Source organism: Alteromonas sp. Cnat3-28 (assembly GCF_022348265.1).
Taxonomy (GTDB): Bacteria; Pseudomonadota; Gammaproteobacteria; order Enterobacterales; family Alteromonadaceae; genus Alteromonas; species Alteromonas macleodii.
The window spans coordinates 131998-145366 of record NZ_JAKREY010000008.1; the positions used below are offsets into that span (position 1 = coordinate 131998).

13 protein-coding genes are annotated in these 13369 nt (G+C 44.1%); 7 read left to right on the forward strand and 6 right to left on the reverse strand.

Features of this window, described 5'->3' with window-relative positions:
• Positions 1-38: 38 nt before the first annotated feature.
• On the reverse strand, positions 39-1361 hold the full coding sequence (locus MHM87_RS10330) for an MFS transporter (RefSeq protein ID WP_239258939.1): 1323 nt from the start codon (positions 1359-1361) through the stop codon (positions 39-41).
• 169 nt (positions 1362-1530) lie between these two features.
• Here MHM87_RS10330 and MHM87_RS10335 point away from each other — a divergent pair, with 169 nt between their 5' ends.
• On the forward strand, positions 1531-2346 hold the full coding sequence (locus MHM87_RS10335; protein WP_039229981.1) for a thioesterase family protein: 816 nt from the start codon (positions 1531-1533) through the stop codon (positions 2344-2346).
• Between the two features lie 39 nt (positions 2347-2385).
• Here the strand turns inward: MHM87_RS10335 and MHM87_RS10340 are convergent, their stop codons facing one another.
• Positions 2386-3231 carry an HDOD domain-containing protein gene (locus MHM87_RS10340; RefSeq protein WP_014976262.1) on the reverse strand — a complete coding sequence of 282 codons (846 nt, stop codon included), beginning with the start codon at positions 3229-3231 and terminating at the stop codon, positions 2386-2388.
• Between the two features lie 489 nt (positions 3232-3720).
• Here MHM87_RS10340 and MHM87_RS10345 point away from each other — a divergent pair, with 489 nt between their 5' ends.
• On the forward strand, positions 3721-5010 hold the full coding sequence (locus MHM87_RS10345) for a glycosyltransferase (protein ID WP_239258941.1): 1290 nt from the start codon (positions 3721-3723) through the stop codon (positions 5008-5010).
• Between the two features lie 21 nt (positions 5011-5031).
• Here the strand turns inward: MHM87_RS10345 and MHM87_RS10350 are convergent, their stop codons facing one another.
• Together MHM87_RS10350 and MHM87_RS10355 are read right to left on the reverse strand one after the other, a co-directional pair.
• Complete coding sequence (locus MHM87_RS10350) at positions 5032-5424, reverse strand: SufE family protein (RefSeq protein ID WP_239258943.1); 393 nt, start codon at positions 5422-5424, stop codon at positions 5032-5034.
• Between the two features lie 16 nt (positions 5425-5440).
• The gene (locus tag MHM87_RS10355; protein ID WP_039227089.1) at positions 5441-5836 is read right to left on the reverse strand and encodes a DUF2750 domain-containing protein; all 396 of its coding nucleotides are present in this window, start codon (positions 5834-5836) and stop codon (positions 5441-5443) included.
• Positions 5837-6153: 317 nt separating this feature from the next.
• Between MHM87_RS10355 and MHM87_RS10360 the strand changes: the two genes are divergently transcribed.
• The 5 genes from MHM87_RS10360 to MHM87_RS10380 all read left to right on the forward strand — a co-directional run bounded on the left by MHM87_RS10360 (position 6154) and on the right by MHM87_RS10380 (position 11276).
• On the forward strand, positions 6154-6873 hold the full coding sequence (locus MHM87_RS10360; protein WP_239258945.1) for a hypothetical protein: 720 nt from the start codon (positions 6154-6156) through the stop codon (positions 6871-6873).
• 182 nt (positions 6874-7055) lie between these two features.
• Complete coding sequence (gene xthA, locus MHM87_RS10365) at positions 7056-7865, forward strand: exodeoxyribonuclease III (RefSeq protein ID WP_014949143.1); 810 nt, start codon at positions 7056-7058, stop codon at positions 7863-7865.
• A 43-nt stretch (positions 7866-7908) separates the two neighbouring features.
• Positions 7909-8550: an energy-coupling factor ABC transporter permease gene (locus MHM87_RS10370; protein ID WP_110287957.1), complete on the forward strand. Its 642-nt coding sequence runs from the start codon at positions 7909-7911 to the stop codon at positions 8548-8550.
• Positions 8551-8661: 111 nt separating this feature from the next.
• Positions 8662-9837 carry an FIST C-terminal domain-containing protein gene (locus tag MHM87_RS10375; protein ID WP_069944128.1) on the forward strand — a complete coding sequence of 392 codons (1176 nt, stop codon included), beginning with the start codon at positions 8662-8664 and terminating at the stop codon, positions 9835-9837.
• Complete coding sequence (locus tag MHM87_RS10380; RefSeq protein WP_239258947.1) at positions 9834-11276, forward strand: ATP-binding protein; 1443 nt, start codon at positions 9834-9836, stop codon at positions 11274-11276. The genes MHM87_RS10375 and MHM87_RS10380 overlap by 4 nt, the downstream gene beginning before the upstream one ends.
• 24 nt (positions 11277-11300) lie before the next feature.
• Here MHM87_RS10380 and MHM87_RS10385 read toward each other — a convergent pair whose 3' ends face one another.
• Positions 11301-11864, reverse strand: a complete 564-nt coding sequence (locus MHM87_RS10385; RefSeq protein WP_014949139.1) for a phosphoribosyltransferase family protein — start codon at positions 11862-11864, stop codon at positions 11301-11303.
• Positions 11865-11941: 77 nt separating this feature from the next.
• The gene (locus MHM87_RS10390) at positions 11942-13252 is read right to left on the reverse strand and encodes a lipoprotein-releasing ABC transporter permease subunit (protein ID WP_239258949.1); all 1311 of its coding nucleotides are present in this window, start codon (positions 13250-13252) and stop codon (positions 11942-11944) included.
• Positions 13253-13369 lie beyond the last annotated feature (117 nt).

Below are 13369 nucleotides of genomic sequence, written 5' to 3' on the forward strand. Positions count from 1 at the left end.
GCTTTAAATCAGCCCCTTAGCATGAAAGTTCGATAATACTATAAGCCTCTGGCTTCTGCCATTTCCCAATCTTTTACAATCTTCGTGCTCGTCCACAAGAACACGGTAATAGAAAGCGCGTAAGGAACTACTAGGTAGATGAGTGCCTGTCTCAATGCCTCCGTCTCGCCTAAAGATGGCACCAATGCTTGGCTAATAATACCCGTCAGCGTTGGGCCACCACCCAGCGCAATGATGTTCAATACGAAGAAGAATAACGCTGTCGACATGGCTCTTACGTTTATTGGAGCTAGTGTCTGTGCCATCGCAAAACTTGGGCCTAGGTATGAACCACTGGTGAATAACAACAGCGCCATGAGCCCTACTGATAGCCACAAATCTTGCACTTGTAACGATGCATAAAATGCCGGCACACCAATAATAAGTGCGATAGCGGGCAATAACGCATAAGCTTTTTTATTGTGCTTACCCCATCTATCAGCAATATAGCCTCCTAGCCATACACCGAGCGCATAGGCGGTGCCATTGATAATGCCAAAAACGATTAGCAACTGTGTAATATCTAAACCCGCAAAGGCGCGAACGTAGTAATCAATTACCCATGTCGATATGGCATAGTTACCGAATGATCCAAAGGAAATACCCAGTGCCATTCCCCACCACGTCGGAATTTTCAGTAACATCTTGAGCGACGACTTTACACTCGGCTTATTCGCATCATCTGCGCTTGGTAAAGAGACCGTTCTGGCAGGTTCCTTGATCGTGAGCTTAAGCAAAATAGCCAGTAATACCCCTGGAATACCTACGCTGTACATTACCGTTCGCCAGTCGGCAGAGCCGCCCTGTAAAAAGAACGCTGATGCAAAGAACGCAAGCATGACGCCAAAAGGAATACCTAAAGAGTATATTGCGAGCGCGCCCGCGCGTTTTTCTTTAGGGAATAAGTCAGAAATAATACTGTGGGACGGAGGACTACCACCCGCTTCACCAATGCCGACACCAATACGTGCTATGGCAAGCTGCATGTAATTGGCTGCTAACCCAGATGCAGCGGTAAAACCACTCCAAAGCGTTAGAGAGATCGCAATGATATTAACGCGGCTGTACCTGTCGGCAAGCCATGCAATTGGGATCCCCATCACGGTATAAAGTAGCGCAAAGTAGATGCCTTTAAGCCACCCAAGTTGGGCGTCATCTAACCCCAAATCGGCTTTGATAAAAGGAGATAAAATCCCAATGATTTGCCTGTCTATAAAGTTAAAGGCATACACCAAGGTTAATATGAATAGAACGTAATTCCGGTAACTTCTAGATGCTCCTGCTTCTGCAGCGGGAATACCTTCAACGTGAGTATGGGCCATAACAGTCCTTTTGAGTGACAATAGCCCAGTCTATGCATTAGGCAAAAAAATAAACAACTAATTGTTACTTATTTGTTAACATAACGAAAATTTCTAACTGAGGCTTTTCGTTCTATAGCGCTTAAGGTACGATGACAAACACTTAACTCATCAGACCAGACAAGCAAATATGACAGTAGATGAATTGCTCAATATTCCTCAATTATCTCAAACTTCGGAAAACACATGGAAAGTTGATGGACTAGTTATCCCTAAGACGTGGGGACAGGGACGAACTGCGTTTGGAGGAATTTCTGCCGGTATGCTTTACACCGCAGTAAAGCAGCAAGTCACTGATAACCGTGTGCTGCGCTCTTTTACCACCAACTTTGTCGGTCCCCTATCTCTTGAAGCGCCTTTTTCTATCGAAGTAACGCTACTTAGAACAGGGAAAAATGTCTCTCAGTTCACTGCTCATGCTATTCAAGACGGCAAAAGCTGTGTTTTTTCGCAAGCCTGTTTTGGTGTTGCGCGTCAGTCAGGTATTCAAGTTGAGAATACAGATACACACGACATGCCTCAGCCGAATAAAGCAAAGTTCATCCCGCAAATACCTAAAGTTACGCCTAAATTCTTACGCTATTTTGATTTGGCAATTGAAGATGGCGGCATTCCATTTACGCGCAGAAAAACCAGCCATTATCACGGCTTTATGCGCTTCAAGCAGCCCCCCGAAGCCATCACTGATGCACATATCATTACTATGATCGACGCATGGCCACCTACACTTTTACAAATGATGAAGCTTCCGGCACCAGCCAGTACAGTAAGTTGGAACTTGGAATTTATCCATCCTCACAAGCCGGTAAGCCCGACAGACTGGTTTGCTTATAAAGCTCACACAAGACAAGCTGCAGATGGTTATGGTCATACTGAAGCGACGATTTGGGATAAGGATAATGAAGTGATTGCCATCAGTAGGCAAACCGTAGCGATTTTCGACTGATCGCTACGGCATTTCGAAAAGCACGTTAAAAACGTTACGTTAATACAGCATAAACGCGTTAGGGTTAAACAGGGAAATTACCGAAATACACTGCAGGTTGGTTATATCTAGCGCGTCTTCTAAATCTTCTCGATTAAGCGACAATGCCTCATGCAATTCTGGCTTTAAGTTGTGATAACTCGGGTAGATCTCAGGGTTAACGTTATCGAGTGCCAACACATACGAGAGTTGTAGAATCTTCTCATCTGTAGAAGCAGACTCCTCCTCTTCTTTGTGGATACTGGCAATTGGCGTATAAATAGAGCTTGGAATATCCCACTTTTCAATTAATCTTGCCGATAATTCCGCATACGTGAACCCTAGCACTCCAAATTGAAGTTCAGCAGGACTTACTCTGGTGTTGAATGCCTGACAACGGGTTGCCGACTCAGGCAAAACCGAAACGGTTACCAGCTCGCCTATATTGTGAAGCAGCCCCGAAACAAAGAGTCGCTCAGGCTCACGAATATTGCGCATATCGGCAAAGTATTTTGCCAGGAGACCGCACGATACACTTTGCTCCCAAAACTTGTCGAGATCGATACGTTGACCGTCTACATCACTGAATGCTTGGCTTACGCCATAAGCCAGTGCCAAGTCATAAGTGGAGCGGGTCCCCACTACCTGGATGGCTCTTGTGACGGTGTCTATTTTATTAGGAAAACGATAGAGCGCTGAGTTTGCTACTCTTAGCAATTGCGTTGCCAATGACGGATCGAAAGCAATAATATCGCCGATGTCGTCAATGCTTGAAGCTTCATCATCCATACAAGCTTTAAGTCGAGTTACCGAATCAGGTAAAACAAAGAGGTTTTCCGCTTTCGAAACTAGTTCATCTAAATTCATTCGTGCACTCTCTTTCATGCCGCCTTTGTCAATGTAGCGTTGAAGGCACCTCCATTCGCCTTGTGTCCATTAAGGTATAGGCACAAAAATGTAGTTGGTCAATAAGTATCAACTAGTAAAAAAGTATGATTTCTTTACTAATCATTAAGTTAACCTGAATCCTTCATAAGCCGTGATACCGCGGGGCTCATTTTCAATTTGAAAATCTTGCTTTACGCTGAACATCAACAATTCACGCAACGCCGCTGATACGCACTGCCCTCGTGTATTCAGCGCATCTCTGGACGGCCTGTATTATAGCTTTTTAACCCTTTTTACATACAAATAATTCTAATACACAGAAAAACTTAGGGTAATTACCTATAAGAATTATTTTTTCTAAGGAACACTTGCTTTTGTAATGACCAATTCAAATTTATGGTAGTATTTGCATACTATTCACTATGCCCTTGATGGCATAATTCTTAAAGCAAAAGTTGTAATCCATCCATGTTAAATGTCGTTGTTATCGGTTATGTGTGGCCTGAGCCAAATTCTTCGGCCGCGGGCCAAAATATGTTAGCTATTATTAAGCGTTGCTTATCTGCCGATTTCAATGTGACATTTCTGACCGCTGCCACCGATAGCGACCATAAAGAAGACCTTACAGCATTAGGCGTTGATGTGCATTCTGTGGCACTGAATTGCAGTTCTTTTAATAGCCAAATAGCGCATTTAAAGCCTGACGTTGTTATATTCGACCGCTACATGACAGAAGAGCAATTTTCTTGGCGAGTAAAAGACGCGTGCCCAGATGCACTTCGAGTTTTAAACACTGAAGATTTGCACAGCCTGCGTCAGGCTAGGCACGAAGCGGTAAAACAGGACAATGATGCTCGCCTTGCTCAGTTAAATAGCGAATTGGCGCAAAGAGAAGTTGCAGCAATACTAAGAAGCGACCTTACATTAGTAATTTCAAAACGAGAAATGGCGCTTTTGACGGAACATTACGGTGTACCTAGAGCGCAGCTCCAATACCACCCTCTTGTGGTAGGAAAAACGCCCCTCGTCACGCTTCCTTTTGAGGAAAGAGCGCACTTTGTTCATATTGGAAACTTTCGCCATGCGCCTAATTGGGACGCGGTTCTGCAACTTAAGCAATGCATATGGCCTGAGATAAGAAAAGCGCTACCCAAAGCAGAATTGCACATATACGGCGCTTACCCGCCTAAAAAGGCCACCCAACTGCACAACGAAAAACAAGGCTTTTTGGTAAAAGGTTGGGCCGAAAATGTGGAGTCTATAATGTTGAGCGCAAAGGTGCTGATTGCTCCTTTACGATTTGGCGCAGGCATTAAAGGCAAACTAATTGATGCGATGCGCTGCGCTACTCCTAGTATCACCACGTGGATAGGCGCAGAAGGTATCACCTCAACCGGTTCAATCACTGCTAATAGCAATATACAGGAAATCGATGATCCAAAGCAACTAGCGCAATGGCCTGGTGCGCTTTGTAGCGCGAATACAACTGACGCAGCGGTTATTCAAGACTACGTCAGACAAGCTGTGGCACTTCACAATGATAAGTCTACGTGGGATAGCGCTAGTAGCTTAACGGCATCAATACTTAGCTCATTTGAAAGCGAACAGCCAGAAGTGCCGTTAATTGAAAGAATCATTGGTTTAAAACAGTCGCTTAACACGCATAGAAACGGTTTATTTATGCAAAGCTTGTTGTGGCATCAAACACTGACAGCGAGCAAGTACATGAGCCAGTGGATTGAAGCAAAAAACAAATAACGGCAGCCACTAGTTTAGCGGCTAGATGCTCTTTAATTTAGCTATTACAGATTTAATCCCGTTTCCACGGGACTGACTTAAGTAGCGTTCCAGCTGACAGCGAGACAAATATCTCTCAAAGTCGAATTCACTGCGCTGCTGCGGGGTTAACTCGTTTGCTTTTTCTAACAATACTGCAAGCACGCCGCGAATCACTTTGCTAGGCGAGTAAGCCATCAAACTGCCTTGTTCGTCAGAAGTGGCGAGCCATACCGGGCTTTCACACCCTTCTACTTCTGTTTCAGCCGAACGTTTTTCCGCTGGAAGCGGGACAAGCGATTTACCCGCAAGCATCAGTGTACGAGTAAAATCGTCCCATCCTTTCGCGTTAGCCAAAGATGAAGCCAGAGGAAGCAAAGTTTCGAGAGAACTCATGATCTCTATACCTTGCTTAATTTCCGCTAAGCTCTGAGGCTAAGTCATCTGCAGTCATAACTAGGTTTTCAACATCACTCGTGGTGGGGAACATTACTAGCTCAACGCCATTCTTATCAAGGCCCGGCAACCAAGTTTGCATAAACTCATCGAGTGTAATATTCACGCATTGGCCTTCAATTTCGTTTATATCTACAAACTTTTGAGCTAAATCGTGATGCGGGAATACTGGTAGCTGAACGCTTTCACCACCTTCAAACATCACAAAACCTTCACTACCTTGCACCATCCAAATTTCATTTGCTTTTGCAATATAGCTCACTACAAGCTCTTGTCGGTCTTCTGCACTTAGCTTCATCGCTTGCTCGATAACCGCATCACTCAATTTGTCTGCAACTGTTTCTGGAAACACGTTATTTCACCTATCTCAAATTTTGCGGCAAGTATACCTGCCCCAGTAATAGGCGCAATGCAATAAACGTTAAAAAAGCCCCCTCGGCTAACACACTTACAAAGACACCCATCCATAGCTCTTCTTCATCATCAAAAACATTATTAAGAAGACACCCAAGTTTACCCCTGAAATTACGGGAATCACTCCCGGTTGTAACTCGATCAGCCATTACATTATCAACATTGACATTTTTCGCCCGTTACGAAGACACCCATGATAAAGTTAGAGCAAATCATCCAACGCTGTGAAAGCTTAAACGCAAAGACCTTTACCTCATGCGCAATCTATTTACTGCTCTTAAGCAAGACACCCATGCCAACCACGCTATTTTGGAAAATACCTTTCCCTTCTCGATGTACCACAAAGATAGTGAGTTTAACCATGAGACCTATCTTGCCATCCTTAACATCATGAGGGTGTTTCACCAAACAACAGCAGAAACCGTAAAACAGGCTGCACTCCAGACCCCTTCCCTTAGCCGCATCGCCTCAATGCTCAATAGCGAAGTTGTTCTACTAGCGCTTAACAATGACACCCACGCGTTGTCGTCCGCAACACTGTCTGCTCAACAACGTTACAATGACACCCATTCCAAGCTCGAACCTACTACAAGAATAAAAAACAAAGATGAGCCAGTCTTAAACGCCCAGGCTATCGCGCAGTTAACTCCTTGCTCCAATTCAACCACCAGCCATGCCATCGCAGCCATCTATGTATGGTTGGGCTCATCAATGGGCGCCAACATTATTGTTAGGCGGTTAGAAGCCATGACGTTAGATATTCCTACCGAGTATTATCAAGCGATGGCGGGATGTGCCAAAGCATGGGTGTCTTTCAAACAAGAAGTAGAAATACTCTTACCCGAGCTCGGCCTAGATAATGAAAGCTTTGTTAAGAACGCTGTGCAAGACGCAAATGCTTGGTTTGAGTTTTTGATTTCACTCGGCAAACGCACGGCACCAAATGCCACTCCCTACCATGAGGCAAGCGTGTGATTAATGGATGACTAAATTTATGCTAATGACGAGCTTTTATACACAGCGATTTCACCATTAGCTATAAATAAACTTAATCTAGCCAATCGACTGAATGCATTAATATAGTGGCAAAACGTCGTTAAGCGGCCGTGCAGTTTCTGGTAAACTCTAGCCAAATTCGAAGCAACCACTAAAAAAGCATGAAAGTAATCTCATTTAATATAAACGGTATTCGCGCTCGTCTACATCAACTTCAGGCGGTTATCGACGCACACCAACCCGATATTATTGGCTTACAGGAAATTAAAGTTCACAACGAACAGTTTCCGGTAGAAGCCGTTGAGGCCATGGGCTATCACGTTTATTTCCACGGACAAAAGAGCCATTACGGCGTTGCTTTTTTGGCGAAGAAAGAGCCGCTTTCTGTGTCGATGGGTTTCCCAACAGATGACGAAGACGCCCAACGTCGCATGATTATTTTAAAAACCACCGATGATGCTGGCGAGCCCGTTACCGTTCTAAATGGTTACTTCCCTCAGGGCGAAAACGAAAAGCATGAAACCAAGTACCCAGCTAAGCGTAAGTTCTACAAAGACTTAATGACTTATTTAGATGATAACCACACACCAGATGACAACGTAATTGTTATGGGCGATGTCAACATCTCTCATACAGACTTGGACATTGGCATTGGTGAAGACAACCGCAAACGTTGGCTGAAAACTGGAAAATGCAGCTTCTTGCCGGAAGAGCGTGAGTGGTTGAACACAGTAATTGACTGGGGCTTTGAAGATAGTTTTCGAACACTCAACCCAGAGACAAACGACAAGTTTTCATGGTTCGATTACCGCTCAAAAGGATTCAACGATAATCGTGGCCTTCGCATAGATTTGATTTTGGCAACAAAACCGCTTCATGCAAAACTACATGACGCCGGTATTGATTATGAGCTGAGAGGCATCGAAAAGCCGTCTGATCATGCGCCTATTTGGGCTGAGTATAAAGGGTAAACAGTACTAAATACTGCTCCCCGCCATTAACTAAGGAGTAAAAGTGAGTTCACTACAACTGCTAGCATTGCTGATTTACGGTGTATTTTTACTCGGTGCGGTCAGGCATGTGGACTTTACTCATTTTGCGAGTAACAAGCAGCAGCAACACCTTATTTTTGGAACTGCTGCTTCGCTTTTCGTTCTCTGGTTGTTTAAAGCAGGCATCTTCGAGGGCCTAGATGTTCATTTTCTAGGCCTTTCAGTTTTGACATTAATGCTCGGCTTTAGAAACGCTATTATTGCATCGTTTATCGCGCTATTAGGCGCAAACGCAGTCGGCTACGGAAGTTGGGAAAACTTTGGCGTTAACGGGCTACTCGGCACCGTTGTACCTATTGGCATAACCTATCTATTTTATATGCTTTCTTTTCACCGTATCCCTCGACAACTTTTCGTGTACATTTTTGTTTGTGCCTTTTTCCCTGCCGCTCTTTCTATTGCATTAAAGACGCTAACGCTCGGTGCGTTTTATTACATTGAAGGTACATATACTTGGGACATCATTTTTGACAACTACGTTTTGCTTATACCACTTTTGGTCTTTCCTGAAGCTCTGTTAAACGGTATGGCGATAACGCTTTTAGTGATCTACCAGCCAACGTGGGTTTATACCTTTCACGACAAGTTTTACCTCGATAATTAAGTTCTCTTCAACACGTTTACTGTAACTCGTGTAACTCTTCAACTAATGTTTAATAAGCTTTTCCTAATTTCAATCTATTATTAAAGAGTATGGTTGAGTGGTAAAGGCCGAATGTATATACAAACATTTTCGTTGGAGTGTAACGACGCACCTAGTATGGCGTCCGAAATAGATAGGTTATTTAGTGAAAATACACCTTCACTCGTTATTGGCTACGGCAATGCAGACTTACCTTTTAACGAGCTTCAACATGGCCTTAGCGCGTTTACCGCGCCTTATTTCATTTCCAGCTCTTGTTTAGGAGCGCTACTTTGCGACGGCAGTACCGTTGACGCGGGGTGCCAGTTAGCGCTTTTTTGTGTGAATGACGATGGTGGAGCCTACGGCGTTGGAAGTGCAGACGCCTCCTGCTACAGCGCCTTTGAAGCTGGCGCCATCGCGTTACAAAATGCGCTAAACAATGCGGGAAGACCTTATGAAAGCCCAGCGTTAATTTGGTGTGCGTTGCCGCCAGGAGAAGAAGAAAGAATACTTGAAGGTTTCGCCAGCATTGTAGGGACTCAAGTTCCTATTTTTGGTGGTTCAATGGCAGACAACACGGTTTCAGGCGACTGGACAACCGTTACAAAAGATGCGTGCGGACCACACACTGTGGTAGTTGCAGTTATGTATCCCTCTACTCCATTAGGGGTGAGTTATAGCTCAGGATACAAGCCAACCGATACCCTATTTAAAGCAACGAAAGCGAAAGGACGCCAACTACAACAGCTTAACAATAGCGGTGCAAGCACCGTTTATAACAAAGCGACCAATAACCTTATCGCTCAACAGCTATATGGCGGTCAAATTTTAGGACTAACATCGTCAGCACCGCTAGGCAGACCAGTAGAATTAGACAACGGTGCGGTGAATTACCTTCTGTGCCACCCCGATTCTGTCGATGAAAGTGGTGCACTACATGTTTTTTCAGAAGTAGAAGAAGGTGAAGAGTTGGTGTTGATGGAAGGTAGCATTTCTAGCCTTACGTCTCGTGCAGAGCGTGTGATAAACAATGCGGTTATGTTGCTGCCCGAAAATAGAAAGCCTGTTGGCGTACTAATGATTTACTGCGCAGGATGTCGCTTGATGGTTGGAGACGAAATTAATTTCATGCTGAATTCGCTGCAAGAAAAATTTCCAGCATTACCTATTTGCGGCCCGTTTACTTTTGGTGAGCAAGGGCGCTTTTTAGATGGCAAGAACAGACACGGCAACCTTATGATATCAGCGGTAGTGTTCTCTCAATGAATAAAGATTACGAAAATGTTTTAGAAGATCTAGCGCTTGTTTACCGCCTTAAACAGCAGGCTGAGGCACATAAGAAGGAAAGCGATGCTTTGCTAGAAGGCACTCGCGTATTGCTTACCGCAGAGGACGAACAAGACCTTTATAAAAAAATGTTTAGTGTGTTCAAAGGACTGTATAATTATCAAGTTTGCTTTGTTCTTGAGAATGAAAGCGCTGGCAAAATGAGGTGCATTAACAGCACCCATCCACCGCTACTTAACACCGTATGGCAAATCGATGACACACTCTCCCGTGCGGTTAAAAGTGAGCCTATAGCATTATTCAACATTAAGCAGCAAGCGACGTGGCAACGCCACCTATCCTTATTCGACACGCCCGTCACCTCTGTACTTTATTGTCCATTTAAAGTACATCAGCAACACGCAGTTATTGTGTTTTGCCATCAAGCACTGGGTTATTACACCCAAGAATTTGTGGATATGGCTAACAGATACCGTACCTTTACCGAGCAAATGGCCATGGGGATGCAGGCTAAGCTAATGGCGCTTGAAACGGTGAGGTTGAAAGAAGAAAAAGCCATTGTAGAAAAAAGCCTTATCGATTCAGAAAAAATGGCATCGCTAGGTTTACTTGCCGCTGGTGTTGCCCATGAAATTAATAACCCTGTTGCTTTCATTAATAGCAACATTCACTTTTTACGGAACGTGCTGCCTGCGCTATCGCAAATGCAAGACATCGTCTTACAATTGGCGGCTAGCGCAACCGACGATGAGAGGCTGAAGGTAGCTGAAGCTGCGAAACAGTGGAAGGTTGAAAATAAGATTGATTCATTAAGCGACGAAATTGCAGATATTTGCAGCGAATCAGAGGAAGGCCTAAATAGAGTTACAGACATTATCACCAGTCTTCGCTCTTTTTCCCACGATGCAGATATTCCCGATGATGAGACCGTAAACGTGAACGACTGCATAGCTCACGCCTTGCGATTAGTAAACAGTGAATTGAAGCACCGCATAAAGATTCAACAGCACCTAAGCGATGTGCCTTTAATTAAGGGAAAAACAGGAAAATTAAACCAAGTATTAGTCAATTTATTCGTAAATGCTGCGCAAGCGATGGAAGACGGGGATAAATTAACTATTTCTTCGTTTGAAGAAAAAGATCACACCGTCATAACGGTAAAAGATACGGGCTGCGGTATAGAAAAGCATGCCCTTCAAAAGCTCTTTGAACCGTTTTACACCACCAAACCAACCGGCAAAGGCACTGGATTAGGACTTTATATCTCGTTCTCCATCGTTGAAGCGATGGGGGGAACCATTAGCGTAGAAAGTGAAGTAAACGTGGGCACCACATTTACACTATCTTTTCCAACAAAGTTGGAAGATAAAAAAACCGCACAAGCGTGCGGTTTAGATACGTTTGACAGTAGCTCCTAGTCGCTTATATCAAGCAATTACTCACTATTTTTTGAACAAAATGTCCATAACGTCAGCCAGCTCGCCTTTGCCTTCACGAATTTCTTCTTCCGACAAACCCGCAATTTCATGAGGGAAAACTAGCCATTCATCACTTTCGTTAACGTAATAATCTGGCACGATGTCTGTTGTGTTGTTTTGCGGCTTGTACCACGGACATGCAATGCGAATATCTTTAGGCATGTTCAAACGCATTAGTTTATTAATTTGCTTAATAAGTGCATCTACGCTGCGGCCTGAATCGAAAACATCATCAACAATCAACAACTTGTCATCAGCATTCGCGTTTTCTACCAAGTAGTGTAATCCGTGCACACGGATCTCTTTCGATTGTTTGTTTATTCCGTAGTAAGACGATGTACGTACTGCGATATGGTCGGTTGACGTATTCTTAAATTCAAAGAATTCTTGAACCGCGATACCAATGGGAGCACCACCACGCCAGATACCAATAATAAAGTCAGGGCGAAAGCCGTCTTCATACACCTTTGCCGCTAGGCGAAAGGAATCCTGTAGAAGCGATTGCGAGGTGATAAAATTCTTGTTCATGACGTCTCACTGGGCAAAATTTAAAAGACCGCGAGTATAGTGAATTTTGCACTAACTTGCACGGTAAATTCAGCGATTTATTCGTTTTGGAGCGCTTGCGATGGTGCAATTTTCATCGCTTTGCGCGCTGGATAAACGCTGGCTAAAACACACAGTAGCAAAGACAGCAAAGCAATACCTACAATTTGTACAACGTCCATTTCAATTGGCAGCCCTCTACCGTCTGCAGCTAAGGCTAACGGCGACCCGATAAGGTCCAAAATGTTATTTAATTGGAGCGTAATCACTACGCCTAATACTAGACCAATGCCAGCGCCTTTAATGCCGTTAAACAAACCGTTTAACACAAAAATCCACATTACTGAACTGGGTAACATACCTTGAGTTTGGAGTACTGCGATATCGCCTTGTTTTTCCGTTACCACCATTACCAGTGCCGAAACGATATTAAATGCCGCTACCGCGATAATAAGCAGCAACATGAGCGTCATCATGTTCTTCTCCATCTTGACGGCATCAAATAGCGGCCCCTGACGCTCACGCCAAGTCTTCATATTATTTACAGAGACACCCACCCTATCGGTGAGCGCGCTAACAACTGCTTGATAGTTAAAAGCGTCATTTAAAAATAGCCGAAGGGATTGTTCGCTGCCTTTAGGATCTCGCATTAAGCGGTTAACGTCTTCAAGGTTCATATACATCACCTTGTCGTCCATCTGTGAACCCATATCGAATACACCCACCACGGTTACAAGCCGTTGACTTGGCATTCTTCCAAACGGTGTATACACACTTGCACCAGCCACCATGACACGCAATCTATCTCCTACTCGTGCTTCAAGTTTTATGGCAAGCGAGCGCCCAATGATCGCTGCAAAACTCCCCTCAGTTAAATCGCTAAATCGCCCCTGCTCCATATGGTTTGCAACCAAAGTGTGCTCAATCATTACTTCAGGTTGAACACCGTGAACCTGGACACCACGCAAGTCCGAGCGAGACTGCACTACTGCTTCAGCTTCCCTGTAAGCCATAGTGGCAACAACGCCTTCGATGGGTGTCTCGCTAATTTCTTTTAAAGTAACTGTCTGCGTTTTTTCTGCAGTTTGCGTGGGTGTCTCTATAACTGCGTTTTCGTTGGATGTCCTGCTAGGGTTCTCGCTTATGATGGGTGTCTTTGTAACTTCAATATGAGGGACAATGCCTAAGATGCGCTGTTTTAGTTGACCTTCTAGGCCGTTCATAACAGACACAACGATAATGAGCGCCATCAACCCCAGTGCAATACCGGCCACTGAAAATCGATTAATAAATGAAACAAAACTGGTTTGGCTTGCTTTGTTAGACTTGGCATAACGATAAGCAATGAATGCAGAAAGAGGATAAAACATAGCGCCTTGCTTTTCAGTAATACGGTAATCTGCCTTATGTTTAGCTATGCTTAATGAATGAGAAATTCAGATAAGTAGCCCAAAGACGAGATGACGGGTTAACCCCAAAATAGTAAA

Bases quoted from the DNA above. Each gene is read 5' to 3' on its own strand.
- MHM87_RS10330 (WP_239258939.1), bottom strand. From the start codon at position 1,361: ATGGCCCATACTCACGTTGAAGGTATTCCCGCTGCAGAAGCAGGAGCA.
- MHM87_RS10335 (WP_039229981.1), top strand. From the start codon at position 1,531: ATGACAGTAGATGAATTGCTCAATATTCCTCAATTATCTCAAACTTCG.
- MHM87_RS10340 (WP_014976262.1), bottom strand. From the start codon at position 3,231: ATGAATTTAGATGAACTAGTTTCGAAAGCGGAAAACCTCTTTGTTTTA.
- MHM87_RS10345 (WP_239258941.1), top strand. From the start codon at position 3,721: ATGTTAAATGTCGTTGTTATCGGTTATGTGTGGCCTGAGCCAAATTCT.
- MHM87_RS10350 (WP_239258943.1), bottom strand. From the start codon at position 5,424: ATGAGTTCTCTCGAAACTTTGCTTCCTCTGGCTTCATCTTTGGCTAAC.
- MHM87_RS10360 (WP_239258945.1), top strand. From the start codon at position 6,154: ATGCGCAATCTATTTACTGCTCTTAAGCAAGACACCCATGCCAACCAC.
- xthA (WP_014949143.1), top strand. From the start codon at position 7,056: ATGAAAGTAATCTCATTTAATATAAACGGTATTCGCGCTCGTCTACAT.
- MHM87_RS10375 (WP_069944128.1), top strand. From the start codon at position 8,662: ATGTATATACAAACATTTTCGTTGGAGTGTAACGACGCACCTAGTATG.
- MHM87_RS10380 (WP_239258947.1), top strand. From the start codon at position 9,834: ATGAATAAAGATTACGAAAATGTTTTAGAAGATCTAGCGCTTGTTTAC.
- MHM87_RS10385 (WP_014949139.1), bottom strand. From the start codon at position 11,864: ATGAACAAGAATTTTATCACCTCGCAATCGCTTCTACAGGATTCCTTT.
- MHM87_RS10390 (WP_239258949.1), bottom strand. From the start codon at position 13,252: ATGTTTTATCCTCTTTCTGCATTCATTGCTTATCGTTATGCCAAGTCT.